Genomic DNA, 16,167 nt, shown 5'->3' with positions numbered 1-16,167 from the left:
ACACCCCACAAGCTCGCCCCGATGTCCATCACCGTCAATTTCCCCGCCGAAGTCCGCGACTGGATCGCCGCCAATCTTTCGCGCGGCGTCGCGCCGCAAGCGATCGTCAACGAACTGGTGAGCCGCAACAACGCGGCCGAGCTGGCCGCGGCGATGGTCGAGGCGGTTGCGTCGGCGTTCCTGTACGGCATGGCGCTGCCCGGCGACAAGCTCGAAGTCGGCGGCGCGCCGCTCAGCTACCAGCCCGAGCCGCTGCGCGTGCCCGAAGGGCCGCTGATCCAGCTCGGCGAGCGCAAGGTGCGCGTGCTGTCGCGGCTGCAACGACCGGCTGCCGTGCACCTCGCCAACTTCCTGAGTGCCGACGAATGCGAGCAGCTGATCGCGCTCGCACAGCCGCGGCTGGACCGCTCGGCCGTCGTCGATCCGGTGACCGGCCGCGATGTGATCGCCGCTCATCGCAGTAGTCACGGGATGTTTTTCCGTTTGGGCGAGACGCCGCTGATCGCGCGCATCGAGGCGCGCATCGCGGAACTGACGGCGAGCCCGGTCGAGAACGGCGAAGGCCTGCAAATGCTTCACTATGAGGAAGGCGCGGAGTCGACGCCGCACGTCGACTATCTGATGACGGGCAACGCAGCGAATCGCGAGTCGATCGCGCGCAGCGGTCAGCGCATGGGCACGCTGCTGATGTATCTGAAAGACGTGGAAGGCGGCGGTGAGACGGTGTTTCCGCAGCTCGGCTGGTCGGTCGTGCCGCAGCGCGGGCATGCGCTCTACTTCGAATACGGCAACCGCTACGGGATGTGCGATCCGAGCTCGCTGCACGCGAGCACGCCGCTGCGCAGCGGCGACAAGTGGGTGGCAACCAAATGGATTCGAACGCGGCGCTTCGTGCCGCGCATTCAGGCTTGAGAAGGATCGACCGAAGTCGGCACGGCTCGCGCGAGCCTTGGTCAGCTTCGCGCTGCTAGCCGTGGCGGGCTGCAGCGCGAATGCAGGGCGAGAGGGGGCGCGTCACACGCGCGCCCTCGAAGCAAGGTAATCAGAACTGCTCGATCCACGTGGCGAGGCGGTCAGCGGCGAACTCGCTACCGCGTTGCGCCGGCCGGAAAACAACCGCATTGCCTTCGCGTGCCGGCTGCAATGCACCGTCAGTGCCGTCGAGCCACAGCAGGCTCGCCAGCCATGCCGCGTGGCCGCTCGACACCGCGTTGTTGCCCGGCTCCGCGAGAAACTCCGCGAGCGTGGCCGGCTGGTCGCACACGAGACCATCGCCTGCGCGGCGCACATTGATGCCAGCCTCGGAAAACGCCCCGGCCAGCGCCGTCAGCGCGTCACTCGCGGTCACGCTCGCGCCGCCGTGCCGGTTGCGCAGCGTGGCGAGATGCGCCGCGACCGCATGACCGAACGCGCCGCTGCGGGCACTCTCGGCCGCGATCAGGTCGGAGTAGTCCTGCAGCAGCCAGTCCGGCTCGGAGTTCGGCACTTCGGCGAGCACCGCCGCCGCAAGATACGTCTCGACCGGCTGGAAGCGCTCGGGCCCGATCAGCGTAGCCGACAGCGAACGCACCAGACCAATGCGGGTGGCGACCACCTGCTTTTGCAGCACGCCCAGCTTCTCGCGCACCAGCGTGTCGCGCTCCTTGCGCAGCTCGGCGAGTTCCAGCGCCTGCTTAAGCTCCATGCGCAGCGCCGTGATGTCCCACGGCTTCTTGATATAGCGATGGATGTGACCGAGGTTGACGGCCGCGACGGTCTGATCGATTTCCGAATACGCGGTGGTCAGAATCCGCACGACATGCGGAAAGCGCTCGCTCGCATAGCGCAGCAGCTCGTTGCCGAACTCGCCCGGCATGCGCTGGTCGGAGACAAGAACGCCGACCCTGTCGCCGTGCTCGTCGAGCAGCGCCTTGCCCTCTTCCACCGAGCCGCCAGTCAGGACCGGCGCCAGGCTTCCGATGGCACGCTGGAAGTACTTTACGGCGGTAGCCTCGTCATCGACGAAGATGATCGCCGGCGCCAACTCCTCTGTGGCTTTTGCTTCGTTCATCAACAACTCCTGTGCGTTTGACCTTTGATATGGGGGAAATCCAGCACTACGGTGGTGCCTCCCCCCGGCGTGGACTCGATCCTGAGTCCGCCGCCACAGGACTGCATGACACGGTTGCATAGAATCAGGCCCAAGCCGTTCCCCCCGGATTTCGCGTGCGTTGTAATTGGGTCCGTCAACAGGCGGTCTTTGATCTCGGGCGGAATTCCGGGCCCGTTGTCGCAGATGCCGATGCTCGGGTGGGGTTCCGTCGTTACGGTAAAGCGCACCGACGGCGACGGCACATCCGCGAGCGCGCGCAACGCGTTGGACAACAGCGACGACAGCACGAGCGCCACGCAATTCGGCTGCGTGAGCACCGCAAAGTCGCTTTCGACATCGACATGCACCCACGAGCGCTGCGCGGTCGTAAACGGATACGTATCGAGCAACGCCGAGATCAGCCCATGCGCGGTGCTCTCGATACGCGCCTCGTCGCCCTCCTGTTGCCGGCGCCGCCCGTTGTGCACCGAGCGCCAGAACGACGACACCACCGCCATGCAGTACTGCGCACTCTCGCGCATCGATTTCGCGGCGCCGAGAATTTCGCCTTCGGCATCGCGCTCCGCGTCGGTGCGATCTTCGATGCTGTGCGCGTTCAACGCGATCGCCGCGAGCGGCGTGTTCAGTTCGTGCGCGATGAATGCGAGGGTTTCGTCGATCGCGATCAGACGCTGATTCTGCATCGCGCGTTCGTGGTAGCGGTCAAATGCCAGTTGCAGCGTATCGCGCACCGCCGCCGGCTTCAGCGGCTTTTCGAGGATGCGGAACACCTCGCCGGTGTTGACCGTCTGCAACAGCATCTCGACGTCTGCGTAAGCAGTGACCAGAATCCGCACGATGTGCGGATACTCCAGCGCCACCTGGCGCAGCAGGTCGCCGCCGTCGCGCCCCGGCATGCGAAAGTCCGTGACCAGCACCGCGATGCGGGCACTGTCCTGCTCGAGGATAGCGATGGCCTCGTCGCTGCTCGTCGCGAGCAGGACCTCGTAATCGGCACCGACGGTGCGCGCGAAATATTTGCACGCCAACTCTTCGTCATCGACGTAGAGGAGAGTGGGCTGTGTCTGACGGATGTCATTCATGGTGTTTCTCAGGGTGCGGGCGACAGATCGAAACTGAACGCCGCCCAACTTCCCAGCTCGCTCTCGGCAAACAGCAGGCCGCCATGGCGCTCGATCACCGCATAGCTGATCGACAGTCCGAGGCCCAGGCCCTGTCCCACTTCGCGGGTGGTAAAGAACGGTTCGAACACGCGCGCGATATTCTCAGGCGCGATGCCCGGCCCATTGTCTTTCACCGTCACGTGCAGGCGCTCTTCCGACCATCTGACGTTGACGTGAATCGCCGGCGCGGGCGTGCCCGCCTTGCGCATCGCCAGCACCGCGTTCGACAGCAGGTTGATCAGCACGCCGATGATGGCCGCCTCGTCGCCCTGCACCAGCGTATCCGCGGGCAGCTCGCGCGTCACGGTGACGCCGCGCAATTCATGCCCGACGAGCCGGATCGCCGAATCGAGCGCCTTTTCGAACAGGAACGGCGTGCCCAGTTCCGCCTCGGCGCCGGGCTTGCGATACGCGAACGTCTTCAGGTCCGACACGATGTGCTGGATGCGCTGCATGCCCTGCCGCGCATCGACCAGACATTCCTGCAGCGTCGGCTCCTTCTTCGAGATCGGCTCTTCCAGCGCAACCTCGATCGCCATCAGGCAGAAGTTCACCGGGTTGTTCACTTCATGCAGCAGGCCCGCCGCGAGCGTACCGATCGCCGCCATTTTCTCCTGCTGCAGCAGTTGGCCCTTGATGTCGAGCAGCTGCCGATTGATCACTTCGAGCTCGGCGTTCTTCGCCGAGACCTCCGCGTTTTTCTCGGAAACCTCGGCCTTCAGGCGAAACAGCATGAAGCGCACGCGTTCATTGAAGAACGTGTAGACCGCACTCGCGGCCGCGGCGAACAGAAGCAGCAGAACATTGACGGTCAGCGTGCCGAGCGGCAAGCCGTCATGCGGAGGCAACAGGCAGGCCAGCAGATACAGAAGGCACGACAACACGCCAAACACGAGGTTTTGCCACAAGCCAAACGGCAACGCAATGCCGGACGCGAAGATGGCCAGATTCAGCCCCATATAGTAGGGCGACAGCACGCCATCGGTGCGCCAGATCATCCATGAAATCATCACCTGCGGCAGCAGCAGCCAGGACAGCGTCAGCCATGGAGTAAGCCGTCGCCCCATGTCTGTGTCGAGCAAGGCGACGATACCGCCGATCATCAACGAAACGAGCAGTCGCGCGAGCGCGAACGACGTCTGATACTGCGGATACTGCGCGTAATCCAGCCCCACGCCGAGCAGCACGAGCGCAATCGCGGTGCACGCGCCGCCCCGGCTGAACGTGACGCGAAAGTCGGCCAGCTCGGTTTGATAGCCGCTCTGCAGGGGACTGGTAGTCATGGACAGGGATGTCGACACGGTTTCAGAGGATCGTTGCTTCCGCGAACACATTCACCCCGGTCTGGTCGACGTAGAGCTTCTGGTCAGTGGAGTTGGGGGGAAGCAGCGAGCTCATGCCGCTCTCGTTCCGATAGATCAGGTACCACTCGAGCAGATGCTCCATCCCGTACTTCTCCGGATTCGCGGAATGGACGTTGGTGACCAGCAAGTGGCCGCCGGGTCGGGTGCGAGCGGCGAAGTAACTGAGCAGACGTGCGCAGACCTTGTCCGACAGATAGTCGAACAGACCGGCGCAGTACACCGCGTCGAATTCGCGCGCGGAGGGGTCCGTGGAAATCTTACGCTTGAGCAGGTCGTGCACCGACTGATGCACCATTTGCACCGAGACCTTATGGCCCGCGGCGTGTGCCGAGCTGTCGATCGCGTCCTTGGTAAACGCCAGCGTTTCCTCGCTGAAGTCGACCAGCTCGAACGACAGCAGCTCCGGATGCGGATATTCACGCACGAAGCGCTGGATCTCGAAAGCGGGCCCGCAACCGACGTTGAGGATGCGGAACGGCCTGCCGGCCGCGCGCGCCGCCTCGGCCTGCCGCGTCAGAAAGTCGATCAGCAGCGTGATGCGGTTGCGGTGCGCGGTCGCGACCGCCGCCTGCAGGAACGCGGTATTGACGATCTGGAAGTAAGTGGTCGGCCCCTGCTGTGGATCGCTGAGGATCTGATTGACCATCTCGTAGTCGCCGGCATAGCCGAGCGGCTTGGTGAACGTGCGGTAGACGAACGGCGCGCGCAGCAGCAACGGATGCAGCGCCGATTGCGCATAGGTGCGATGCACGGGTGCGATCTCCGCGTCGACGCGCTCGGCTTCTTCCTCGAGACGGTCGAGGTAGGACTTCATCTTGAGCATGATCGGCGTGGCGAGCTCGTAGAACAGGTCCTCGCGCAGCCGGCCGCCTTCGGTCTTCGGCAAGCTCTCGGTCAGATCGACCTGCTCCACCCAGCGCGACACTTCCGACAGGAACGCGCGCATCTCGTTCACGACGATCTGATAGTCGCGGCGGATATTGAAGCGCGCGTCCCAGTCGCTAATAAAGAGTTCTGCTTCCCGCCCGACCGACTTCGCTTCATTGGGCAGAACGCTAAGCTCGCGCCATTCGTCGATGAGTGCCAGTGAAACCACCGCGGTCAGACCGGTGTTCACCAGACTCACCACCACCGCCTTGCCGAGATAGGCATTCTTGGTGCCCATGCGCACGCTCAGCTCGCTTAAGACCTCGCTGACCTGCACGATGGAATAGGGGTTATAGACCTCCATGACCAAAGACTTTCTCTGGAGGTTAATGATCGTCCCACGCACATGCTCGCGCTGCGAGTTGCGGAAGCTGACCACCGGGTCGATTTGCGTTTGAGAGTACACGGTATTAGTACCTGAGGAATCCGGGAACGCAGCAGGGTGTTGGAGAAGTCCAGTGAATGGCTGCCGCACGCACGACACCAGCGACAAGTCGTGGACGCGTTTCAAACCACAGTTGAGCTGGAAACACCAAAGCCCTTTGCCAGAATGGCTCCAGCGGCTTGCAGTGTAACATCAACAGATTCAATTCTGAATGAGGTTCAATTTAGGTTGAAACGTATACGCAAGGTTTTCTTGCGAGCATGTCCATGCTATAGAAAGCCGTTTTTGCAAAGAATAATTTGAAACGAGTTGGCGACCGCGTCGGCGCAATCGCCAACAATTCGTTTCCCGACAAAGACTTGCAATAGCATCACCGCGACGGCGACACGATCCGCTATAGAGGGAGAGCGTTACTTGTGCCTTTCCGATCTATGCCCGTTGGATAGATCTGCGCTTTGACGCATTACCGCTTCGAGACTCGAAACGATGTGAAATGAAGCGGCAATTGATGCCTCGTGCATTCGCCGAATAAGCTTTTTTTGTTTTAACGCAATTCAGGTCCGGCGCGGCAAACGTTTCTCTTTTAAGCTTCGGCGCGAGTGCCGTCGACAATCGAGCGGCTCGCGCACTCGTCGACTCACTCGTGCAAGGCCAAACCTTTCACGGCCTTGTCGACGGCTTTCTTCGGTCCGTGCAGCGCGAGACCGACGAGGTCGAGATTGGCCGCGTCCTCCGCGCGAAACACTGCGCGGTTCGCCGCGTCATGCCCCGTCGAAAACATCGCGTGCACATACGGCACGATTCTGAGCTCGCGCGACAGCGCCTGCCGGTGCGCACCCTGCAGACCGGAGCGGTCGGCGGCGAACACCATCATCGGCTGGCCGAGCATGCGGCCGTAGCGGTGCCCGGCGGCATCCTCGTAGGGCTCGCCCAGCGCATCGGGCGCCGCGGCCGCGACGCCGGTCGCGAGAAACGCGACCACATTGAGCTTCTGCCAGACCGCGAGATCGCTGCGCACGATCAGCGCCACTTTGGTATCGAACATGACGACTCCTTCGTTGAGCCGCTCATGATCGACGATGCCGCGCGATCAGTCTGGAACGTTTGTGCACATCTGCCGGTACGCGGCTGGCGTCATCCGGTACGCGCGACGAAACCAGCGGCCGAGATGGCTCTGGTCGGCGAAGCCGACTTCGGCGGCGACCTGCGCGGGCGTGCGGCCGGCCGCGAGAAGGCGCCGCGCGGCGCGCAGGCGCAAGCGCACCAGATACGCGTGCCGCGACGTGCCGAACGCGCGCTGGAACAGACGCGTCAGCCTGAACCGGTCGATGCCGGCAACTTCGGCGAGTTCGTCGAGCCCGGGATTGCCGTCCATCTGTTCGTGCAGCAGATCGCGCACCCGCGCGATCGCGGGCGACGCGGCGGGGTCGCCGGCGAGCGGCGCGTCGCGCAACTGTGCGCCGAGTCGCAGCAGCAGACGATCGAGCGTCTGGTCGCGCGCGAGCCGACCCTCGTTGCCATGAATCGCGACGAACGCCTGGCGGATCGCATCGACGAGAGCATGGTCGTCGACGAGCGTATGGCCGAACGCCGCCTCGACGCCGGCCAGTCCCGGCAGGTCGAGCCGGCGCGCCGCGCGCTCGACCCAGGCTTGCGGCAGATACAGCATCGCGTAGGTGAAGCCGCCCGCCTCGGGCGCGTGACCGTCGTGCAGCGCGCCGGGCTCGATCAGGATCGCGCGGCCCGGCACGCTCGTGTGCAACGACCGATGACACTGGAAGCGTTGCACGCCCTGCTCCGTGTAGCCGATCAGCATGTCGTCGTGATCGTGCGGATCGTAGGCGTGGCCGCTGAAATGCGCGCGCAGGCTTTCGATGCCGGTTTCGGCATCGCGGCGGGCGGTTAGCCAGTTGGCGGGATCGAGTGGAGTGGGCATGGGTTGGAGCTGACGGCCCGCGGGCGATGCGGCCAGCGGATAGTGTACGGCAGCGTGGGAATCGGGATCGGCGGGCTCGCCAGCGCCTGGCGCATGCGAAGCGAGCCGCGACCGGGTTCACGGCTTCTTCGAGCGCGGCGGCCGGGCGTTGACGAACGGGTTATAGCCGTGCGGGCTCGCCGGCCGATCCTGTGGTTGGTTCGCGCGGCGGCGCTTGCCGGGTGGCTCGTTGCCGGACAATTGCGCAAGCAGTTCTTGCGATTCCGTTTCCGTTTCCGTTTCCGTCTCCGCTTCCGCTTCTGTTTCGTCCACCGGCGGTACGGCTTTTCTGCCCCGTCTCGCGGGCTTCGGTTCGGCTTGCGAGGCGACGCCCGCGATGTGTTCGATCACGGACATGAAGGATGCCGATGCCGATCGCAGCGGCTGTCCGGGCAGCATCGTCAGCGCGACGATTTCGTGGAGTGAACGGTCATCCACTGAACGGCCCTGCACGGGGCCATGCCAGTCCACATTCGCTTGCGCGAAAGCGCCGACGACACGTTCAAGCACCGCCGGCGACAGCACCCCGCCGTCGTACAAGCGGATGACGACGCGCTCGAAAATCTGAAACGAGCTGATGTCCGTTGCTTTCGGCGCCACGGTTTGTCGCCTGGTGAGTTTGTCTTCCGGTTTCAGTCAGCAAATGGCATGCCGAGGCTAACGGGTCGAGTCGTCGGTATCGGTCTATGCGAGCAGTAACAACGCGTCCGCCAGTGACAGCACCGTGGTGCGTGAATCGAATGCGGTAGCAAACAGATGTTCATGGACCACCTCGTCCGGGTCGTAACAGCAATCCTTGACCGTGTACAGGCGAAAGTCCGCGTCGCTCGCGTACGCGACCGAGGAGAGCACGACTCCGGTCGACGCGATGCCGACCATCATCAGCGAATCGATACCTTGCGCGGAGAGTCGCGCCTCCAGATCGGTGCCGAAGAACACGCTCGCACGATGCGCGATGACGAGTGGTTCGTTGGCCTGCTGGCCCAACTCGGGCGCGGTCTGGTCTTCGAGGAACAGGCCAAGTTTTTTGATTCCCTGCCCATTCCTGTTCAACGGGCTGACTTCCGGATAGCCTGGACTGAACCGGAGATTGGCGAAATAGACGCTGACGCCTTTGGCCCGGGCCGCGTCGCATAATCTGCGCGTATTGGCGAGCAACGCCGGCGCGACCGATGGAAACAGTCCGAGAATATCGGTCTGGTAGTGCATCACGATAAGCGCGGTTCGCGATGGTGCAATGGCCTCGTTCGCGATGTCGTCAGAACCTGCGTTGCTTGTCATTGCGCCACCTTTATCCCGGTTCCACTTCCTGTGTCAGAGCGGCTGTTTCGATGCCGCGGAAATCATACTTCATCGCATCGCGCGGGCGAGCCCCGGCTCCGCCCGACGCATGCTCCATCCGCTTCAACGTCCGTGCCGGCTTGCTACACTACGTACCAAGGTCGCCGGCACTCCTGCAAGGACAATGAAGCACCTGCGACGTAACTTCGCAAATACAGAGGATGAACATCCAAATGACGCTTTCGACGAGAAAATTTGGTCGTACCGGCTGGAATGTGTCGGAAATCGGTTTTGGGGCATGGGCGATCGGCGGCTCGTGGGGCAGTGTTGCGGAAGATGACGCCAAGGCCGCGCTGAACGCCGCGCTCGATAACGGTGTGACGTTCATCGACACGGCCGATGTCTACGGCGACGGTCGCTCGGAACGGATCATCCGGGACGTGCTGCGGCAACGAGGCGGCGAACGTCCCATCGTCGCTACGAAGCTCGGGCGCCGACTCGACCCGCATGTGACCAGCGGCTATCTGAACAGGCGCGAGCTCGACGCGTTCATCGACCGGAGCCGCTCGAACCTCGGCGTCGACACGCTCGACCTGGTGCAGCTGCATTGCCCGCCGACCGAGGTGTACTACCGTCCCGAAGTGTTCGACGCAATGGACGACTTCGTCGCCGCCGGCAAGATCCGCTATTACGGCGTGTCGGTCGAAAAGGTGGAAGAAGCGCTGAAGGCGATCGAATATCCGAATGTGGTTTCGGTCCAGATCATCTACAACATGTTCCGTCAGCGTCCCGCCGATCTGTTCTTCAGGCAGGCGCAAAAGAAAGACGTTGCGGTCATCGCGCGAGTGCCTCTGGCCAGCGGCATGCTCACGGGCAAGCTGTCCGCGGAGTCGGTTTTCGCGTCGGACGATCATCGTGCATTCAATCGGCATGGCGAGGCGTTCGATGTCGGCGAAACGTTCTCCGGCGTGCCCTACGACGTCGCGTTGAAGGCGGTCGACGAACTGCGCGGCCTCGTACCCGTGGACGCCTCGATGGCGCAACTGGCCCTGCGCTGGATCCTGATGGAGGATGCCGTCTCCGTCATCATCCCTGGCAGTAAAAACGCCGCCCAGGCGGCGTCGAACGTATCGGCCGCGAGCCTCGCGCCGCTGTCCGACGAGCTCATGCAGCGGGTCCGGGAAATCTATCAGCACCATATCGCGCCCCACGTCCACCAGCGCTGGTAAAGGCAACGCGGTGGCGGCTTCGCCGCGGGCGCATTCGACATGCAGGGAGCACTCGGAGTAAATTGTGCTGGCACCTCGACTCTGGAGAACCTCATGACGGACATCGCACTTGCACGCAAAGATGCTTGCCTCGCAGTGGTTCATGCGGTACTGACGGACTTGAGCGACGACAGCAATCTGATCGGCGCGGCGCTACGTGTTGCGGATTACCTCGTCGATGATCTCGAAGGCAAGATCACCGAGACCGACGCGATCCTGCTCGCCGTCACCGCGCTAACCAAGATCAATCGCGCGATTCGCGAGTGGAACGACGTGGACGGCAACGCGATAGACGCGATGAGAGTCGCGGACTTCGTCATCGATGAACAAATGAACGGGTACGACAGCGCAACCATTCCGCATCAGCCTACTTCGTCCGCGGAAAGAATCGAGGCACGAGCGGCCGCGGTGATCCGCCCGACGGGGTCGCCGGTACGGCCCGTTCACCACTGAGTTTCGTCTCTCACTGCGGGCGCGCTACCGCCGCCCGATTCATCGGCTGGAGGGTGGCCATCGCCAGCCCCGCTCCAGCGAACGCACACGCGGCGCAGACGAGCGCGACGGCGCGCAGCGCGTCGGTCATCGAATCGGCTTGCGCGCGCGCCACGGCTGTGTCGCGCGGCGCAGGCGAGGCGCTTGCTGCCGCTGCCGCTCCCGCTTGCTCGACCGGCGCCAGCAGTTGCCCGCTCTGGCGCACATCTTGCGGTATGTGCAGTTCGTCGAGGCGCGCCGATAGCGCCGCGTGATGCGACCACAGGAAGACGATGCCGAGCACCGCAATCGCCAGCAGGCCCGCCACGCGCGCAACCGCGTTGTTGATGCCGGACGCCACGCCTGTGCGGTCGCTCGGCACCGCGCCCATCACGGTCGTGGTGAGCGGCGCGACGGTGATCGTCATGCCGAGCCCAAGCACGACGAGCGCGGGGAAAAATCCAGTCAAGTAGCTGCCGCGCACGAACGGCAGCGCCAGCAGCGTGAAGCCGATTCCGGCGACGCCCGGGCCAACGGTCAGCAGCGCGCGCGAACCGAAGCGGCTCGTCAGACCGCCGGTGAAGCGCGATAGCAGACCGATGATGAAAGGCACCGGCAACAGCGCCGCGCCCGCTTGGGTCGCGCTGAAGCCATGCGCGCGGATCAGCGTGAACGGCAGGAAGAAGAACGCGCCGCCAAGGCCGAAGTAAAGCAGCAGGGTGACGAGATTGGCACCGGTGAAGTCGCGCGAGCGAAACAGATCGAGCGGCACCATCGGGTTAGGGCTGCGCGCTTCAACGATCACGAATGCGGCGAGAATCAGCACGCCGGCGCCAATCGCACCGAATACGAGCGGATGCGCGAAGCCACGCGCCGATGCTTCGGTCAGGCCGAACGTCAGCGCGGCGAGTCCCGTGGCCGCGCTCAGTGCGCCGGGCCAGTCGAGCTGTCGCGGCGCATCGGCGCGGTGGCTGTTGGGCACCGCCAATATCGCGAGCGCGATCGTCAGCGCCGCGAGGGGGACGTTCAGGAAGAAGATCGCGCGCCACGACCACGCATCGACGAGCCAGCCGCCCGCCACCGGCCCCACGGCCGACGTGATCGCGCCGACGCCCGCCCAGGTGCCGATCGCCCGGCCGCGCGCGGCGTCGTCGAACACCGCGCCGATGATCGCGAGACTGCTGGGCACGAGCAGCGACGCGCCAATGCCCTGCACCGCGCGCGCGGCGACCAGCGCAGACGCATTCGGTGCAAACCCGCAAGCGGCCGACGCCAGCGTGAAAAGCCCGACGCCCGCAATGAACACCGTGCGTCGGCCGAGTTTGTCGCCCATCGATCCGCCGACCAGCACGAGGGAGCCGAGAAACAGCAGATACGCGTTGACGACCCACTGCATCGCCGCGACGCTCGCGCCGAGTTCGCTCTGAATGGACGGCAGCGCGACGTTGACGACAGAGCCATCGATGAACGCCATGCTCGAACCAGCGATGGTCGCGGCGAGCGCGAGCCGCTTGCGCCGGCACGGGCGGTCGATCATGAGGGGCTGTGTGCGGATGACGAGCTCGTCGCACGGACTCGCCTGCGCGGCAATGATGCGCGCCGTATTCGGCTTGGCCACGTTTCCTCCAGTGCTGGTCGATGGAGACTTAGAGCCTGTGCGTGCCACCGAGGCTAGTCAACCCCGCAGCGCAACATCGCGGAGCGCGTTTTGCCCATTCGGAGCGCCCGGCGCCGCCCGGCGGGACGCTAAGGACTTCGCCGGCGGACGGTTACAGGCGATAATCGGTCGGAAGCAATCGATCTGAAAAAGCGGAGAAGGAATGGACAAGCAAGGTTTCACCACTGGCATCGTTCACGGCGACAGAACCGCGGGCACTGAGCACGGCGCCTTGCGTCAGCCAGTTCATACGTCCGTGCAATATGGTTTCGAGCGCGTCGAGGACCTGATCGGCGTGTTCCAGGGCACGAAGAAAGGCGGCTTCAATTACGCACGGCAAGGCACCCCCACCACCGCCGCGCTCGAGCGCAAGATCACCAGCCTCGAAGAAGGCGTCGGCACGGTCTGCTTCAGCACCGGCATGGCAGGCATCACCGCGACGTTCCTCACGCTGCTGCGCGCGGGCGATCATCTCGTGTCGAGCCGTTACGTGTTCGGCAACACCAACAGTCTGTTCGGCACATTGCGGGCGCTCGGCGTCGAAGTGACGACCGTCGACGCGTGCAACCTCGACGACGTGGAGAACGCAATCCGGCCGAATACGCGCATGGTGTTCGTCGAAACCATCGCGAATCCGGGCACGCAGATTCCGGACCTGCAAGGTATCGGTGACGTGTGCCGCGAGCGCGGCATCGCGTACGTGGTCGACAACACGATTACCTCGCCTGCCTTGTTCAAGCCAAAGGCGGTCGGCGCGAGCCTCGTCATCAACTCGCTGACCAAGACCATCGCGGGTCATGGCGCCGCGCTCGGTGGCGCGGTGACGGATACGGGCCTGTTCGACTGGAGCGCGTATCCGAATATCGCCGACGACTATCGGCGCTCGGCGGCGAAGGATCAGGGGCATTTGCAGATCCGCAAGAAGGGCCTGCGAGACATGGGAGCGTCATTGTCGTCCGAGCAGGCGCACTCGATCGCGATGGGCGCGGAAACGCTTGCCTTGCGCGTGAAACAGAGCAGCGACAATGCGCTCGCGCTCGCCCAGTTTCTCGAAGGGCACGAAGCGATCGGCAAAGTGTTCTATCCTGGCCTGAAAAGCCATCCGCAATACGAGATCGCCCAGACGCTGTTCAAGGGCGCGTCATGGCTGTTGTCGTTCGAGTTGCTCAACGCGGATCGCATGGTCGAAGTCGTCAACGCGCTCAAGCTGCCGGTCAAGGCGACCGGTCTCGGCGACACGCGCACGCTGATCATTCCCGTTGCGCCGACGATCTTTTTCGAAGCCGGGCCGGAAACGCGCAAGGCGATGGGAATTTCCGACGGCATGCTTCGGCTCTCGGCGGGCATCGAGGACATCGACGACCTGATTGCCGATTTTGCGCAGGCGTTGAAGTTGGCGGCGTAGTTGGCGGGACTTTGAAATTGGGGCGAGACTGGTGCGCCGGTCTCGCTCGTCTCACCGCTGGCAGTGCTACTTCCTGCGCCGCTGATTCATCAGCTTCACGATATCGGTTGTCGGCCCGCTGGTCACGAGGCGAGGAATGTCATCCAGGTGAAACCAGCGACACCTGGATATTTCGTTACTCGGGCGAGCTTTGGCGCGATTCGGAATTTCGCAGGAAAACACGTGATGGTGCTTCTGCTTGCCGCGGAAGTCGAAAAGGTGCTTGGCTGACTTCCCGGAGAGTTGTGTTTCTTCCTTGAGCTCCCGAAGTGCGGCGTCAGTGCGGTGTTCGCCACGCTTGAGAATCCCGCCCGGCAAAGCCCACTTTGATGCACTACGTGCGACCAGAAGGATTCGCTTACCTCTGCGACAGATCACGGTGGCGCGTTTCTTCAAACCGAACTCCCACTTATGCCCTGGATGCTCTCAAGACGCTCACGACGCGGCGGCGTATCGGGCGTTATCAGACATAGTTGAGCATGCTAATACAGAACCGCAGAATGCGGTGATGTTTTCGAAGCGCGGACCATGAACGCGCGGCACGTTAAAGCCTGTCATCAGCGCGTCACAATCGCGGCGATCGAAACTCCTGTGGTAAGGTCTCGGCAGTATATTTTTTCCGATTCGAGGCTTCAATGGATATGGATGGTGACTGGTCCTTGCCACGGCCAAATGCGCTCTTCAAGGTCAACCGCCGGACGGCCGGTTCATCACTGTCTAAATCGAGTTCCATTGCCAGTACCTTCTCGTCGCTCGCGGCGCCGGTGGTGGCTGAAGCCGTGCAAAGGGCAAAAGAGCTATCCACGCAGAGCGACGCCGAAGGGTTTCATCAGCTTCGCGTTGCTTTCAGAAAGCTTCGGGCTTTGTACTGGGCGTACTCCCCATACCTCGGAGACGAATCGACCGCCCAAGTCACGGAAGAATTCAAGCGTCTTGCGGCCGTCGCAGGCGGAACGCGTGACTGGGACATTGCAGCCGATCTGCTGAAAGCCGCCCAGCAGTCCGGCGCCTCGATCGAACCGCTGTTGGCCGCGGCGCGCGAGAGGCGAGCGCAGGCGGTCGTGCATAGTCAGACGACGATCAAAAGCGACGATGTCGAGGCGTTCCTGAACGATGCCCTGCTTCGCGCGCAAACCACACTGCTGTCGCGCTGCGACGGTCTAGCCATTCGGGCGTTCGCCGAAAAGCGGGTCCGTTTAGCGCAACGCGCACTTCAAAAGCGCAGCAAACGCGCTGCACGTAGCGTGGACCCCCACGAGGAGGATCTCCACGATGTCAGAAAAGCAGGCAAAAAACTGAGGTACCTGCTGGAGTTTTTTCAACCCGTTATCAAAGGCAGACACGGTCGCACCATCAAGGAACTGACGTCCGTGCAGAACAAGCTGGGGCAGTTCAACGACATTGCCGCAAGCGAGGCGCTGATTCGCAACGCGTCTTTCAATGAAGTTCCGCCCGAGGTCGTGCAGGAATCGCTGCAATGGTTGGAAAAACAGAAGTCCCAACGGATGCAGGCGGCATCGCGACAGGTTCGAGCCATCTCTGGCTGAGACGGGCCGGATCAGTTCGTTGACGCTCGCTTTGCGTCATCTCCCGAATAGCTTCGTTTTGCGCTACACCGCAAATGCGTCTTTGATGTGGGCATTGCCGGGTTTGGCGGCGAGCGCATATGCCTGCTGATTGTCGCTGGAATGACCTATGATCTTTGCATATCCGCAAGATGAGCATTGGAGGCCCTAACACCATGGCTCAATATCGTTCAGTAGGCGGGCTTTTTACTTTGGAGCCAGAGCAAACGGTCAGCTGGACCACGGCAATTGGCGGGCTCGACGGAGGTGTCGTTGTTCAAGCGCCAAACATCATCGACGATGTGATCGGCAGCGACGTGCTTGTGACCGTCAATCAGGAAATTGGTAGGAACCTGGATACCGCCGCAGAACGCAAGATCTGGGGTGCCGATTTCAGTCCCCTTAGCCGCGCCCAATCAGACTCTTCACGAAATCGACATTGAGGACCCAGAATCCTTCGTGCGCCGGAAAGCTCTTCCCGAGTTGCACAGGTTGGTCAGGCAGCGTTTGGGGCTCAAATAGATCGGTGCCACTCGACAGTGGTCTTCAGCGAGCAGACCCGCCGCAGTCCTGCA

At 63.0% G+C, this 16,167-nt stretch carries 16 protein-coding genes; 6 read left to right on the top strand and 10 right to left on the bottom strand.

Annotated elements, in window-relative coordinates:
- Positions 1–21 precede the first annotated feature (21 nt).
- Positions 22–912 (top strand): 2OG-Fe(II) oxygenase, encoded by an 891-nt coding sequence (locus AB3X86_RS09440; RefSeq protein WP_368595741.1) that lies wholly within the window; start codon positions 22–24, stop codon positions 910–912.
- Positions 913–1,042: 130 nt separating this feature from the next.
- Here AB3X86_RS09440 and AB3X86_RS09435 read toward each other — a convergent pair whose 3' ends face one another.
- The 8 genes from AB3X86_RS09435 to AB3X86_RS09400 form a co-directional block, all read right to left on the bottom strand.
- Positions 1,043–2,050, bottom strand: coding sequence for a response regulator (locus AB3X86_RS09435; protein ID WP_176366340.1), 1,008 nt, complete (start codon positions 2,048–2,050; stop codon positions 1,043–1,045).
- A complete protein-coding gene (locus AB3X86_RS09430) occupies positions 2,050–3,174 on the bottom strand; it encodes a hybrid sensor histidine kinase/response regulator (protein WP_176366341.1) in 1,125 nt (374 codons plus the stop codon). Before AB3X86_RS09430 ends, AB3X86_RS09435 begins: the two co-directional genes overlap by 1 nt.
- A gap of 8 nt (positions 3,175–3,182) precedes the next feature.
- Entirely contained in the window at positions 3,183–4,538 is a 1,356-nt protein-coding gene (locus AB3X86_RS09425) for a sensor histidine kinase (RefSeq protein ID WP_368595740.1), read from the bottom strand.
- 22 nt (positions 4,539–4,560) lie between these two features.
- On the bottom strand, positions 4,561–5,952 hold the full coding sequence (locus AB3X86_RS09420; protein WP_368595739.1) for a class I SAM-dependent methyltransferase: 1,392 nt from the start codon (positions 5,950–5,952) through the stop codon (positions 4,561–4,563).
- 616 nt (positions 5,953–6,568) lie between these two features.
- Entirely contained in the window at positions 6,569–6,976 is a 408-nt protein-coding gene (locus AB3X86_RS09415) for a DUF2000 domain-containing protein (protein ID WP_013092622.1), read from the bottom strand.
- Positions 6,977–7,021: 45 nt separating this feature from the next.
- Positions 7,022–7,867: an AraC family ligand binding domain-containing protein gene (locus AB3X86_RS09410; protein ID WP_368595738.1), complete on the bottom strand. Its 846-nt coding sequence runs from the start codon at positions 7,865–7,867 to the stop codon at positions 7,022–7,024.
- Between the two features lie 117 nt (positions 7,868–7,984).
- Positions 7,985–8,506 carry a hypothetical protein gene (locus tag AB3X86_RS09405; RefSeq protein WP_368595737.1) on the bottom strand — a complete coding sequence of 174 codons (522 nt, stop codon included), beginning with the start codon at positions 8,504–8,506 and terminating at the stop codon, positions 7,985–7,987.
- A gap of 84 nt (positions 8,507–8,590) precedes the next feature.
- Entirely contained in the window at positions 8,591–9,187 is a 597-nt protein-coding gene (locus AB3X86_RS09400) for an isochorismatase family cysteine hydrolase (protein WP_368595736.1), read from the bottom strand.
- A 233-nt stretch (positions 9,188–9,420) separates the two neighbouring features.
- On the opposite strand from AB3X86_RS09400, the gene AB3X86_RS09395 reads away from it, so the two are divergent.
- Positions 9,421–10,416, top strand: a complete 996-nt coding sequence (locus AB3X86_RS09395) for an aldo/keto reductase (RefSeq protein WP_368595735.1) — start codon at positions 9,421–9,423, stop codon at positions 10,414–10,416.
- A gap of 93 nt (positions 10,417–10,509) precedes the next feature.
- Entirely contained in the window at positions 10,510–10,908 is a 399-nt protein-coding gene (locus AB3X86_RS09390; protein WP_368595734.1) for a hypothetical protein, read from the top strand.
- Positions 10,909–10,918: 10 nt separating this feature from the next.
- On the opposite strand, the gene AB3X86_RS09385 is transcribed toward AB3X86_RS09390, so the two are convergent.
- Positions 10,919–12,544 carry a DHA2 family efflux MFS transporter permease subunit gene (locus tag AB3X86_RS09385; RefSeq protein ID WP_368595733.1) on the bottom strand — a complete coding sequence of 542 codons (1,626 nt, stop codon included), beginning with the start codon at positions 12,542–12,544 and terminating at the stop codon, positions 10,919–10,921.
- A gap of 202 nt (positions 12,545–12,746) precedes the next feature.
- Between AB3X86_RS09385 and AB3X86_RS09380 the strand changes: the two genes are divergently transcribed.
- On the top strand, positions 12,747–13,988 hold the full coding sequence (locus tag AB3X86_RS09380; protein WP_368595732.1) for a cystathionine gamma-synthase family protein: 1,242 nt from the start codon (positions 12,747–12,749) through the stop codon (positions 13,986–13,988).
- 66 nt (positions 13,989–14,054) lie between these two features.
- Here the strand turns inward: AB3X86_RS09380 and AB3X86_RS09375 are convergent, their stop codons facing one another.
- The gene (locus tag AB3X86_RS09375) at positions 14,055–14,423 is read right to left on the bottom strand and encodes an NUDIX hydrolase (RefSeq protein WP_176121004.1); all 369 of its coding nucleotides are present in this window, start codon (positions 14,421–14,423) and stop codon (positions 14,055–14,057) included.
- 239 nt (positions 14,424–14,662) lie between these two features.
- On the opposite strand from AB3X86_RS09375, the gene AB3X86_RS09370 reads away from it, so the two are divergent.
- Both AB3X86_RS09370 and AB3X86_RS09365 read left to right on the top strand, forming a co-directional pair.
- Positions 14,663–15,574, top strand: a complete 912-nt coding sequence (locus AB3X86_RS09370; RefSeq protein WP_368595731.1) for a CHAD domain-containing protein — start codon at positions 14,663–14,665, stop codon at positions 15,572–15,574.
- Between the two features lie 194 nt (positions 15,575–15,768).
- Positions 15,769–16,035 carry a hypothetical protein gene (locus AB3X86_RS09365; protein ID WP_368595730.1) on the top strand — a complete coding sequence of 89 codons (267 nt, stop codon included), beginning with the start codon at positions 15,769–15,771 and terminating at the stop codon, positions 16,033–16,035.
- Positions 16,036–16,167: the final 132 nt, after the last annotated feature.

It is taken from the genome of Paraburkholderia sp. BR14374 (genome assembly GCF_040948685.1).
GTDB classification, from domain to species: domain Bacteria; phylum Pseudomonadota; class Gammaproteobacteria; order Burkholderiales; family Burkholderiaceae; genus Paraburkholderia; species Paraburkholderia youngii.
Note: the sequence above shows the minus strand (reverse complement) of the source record. Positions and strands in the feature narration are given on the sequence as shown.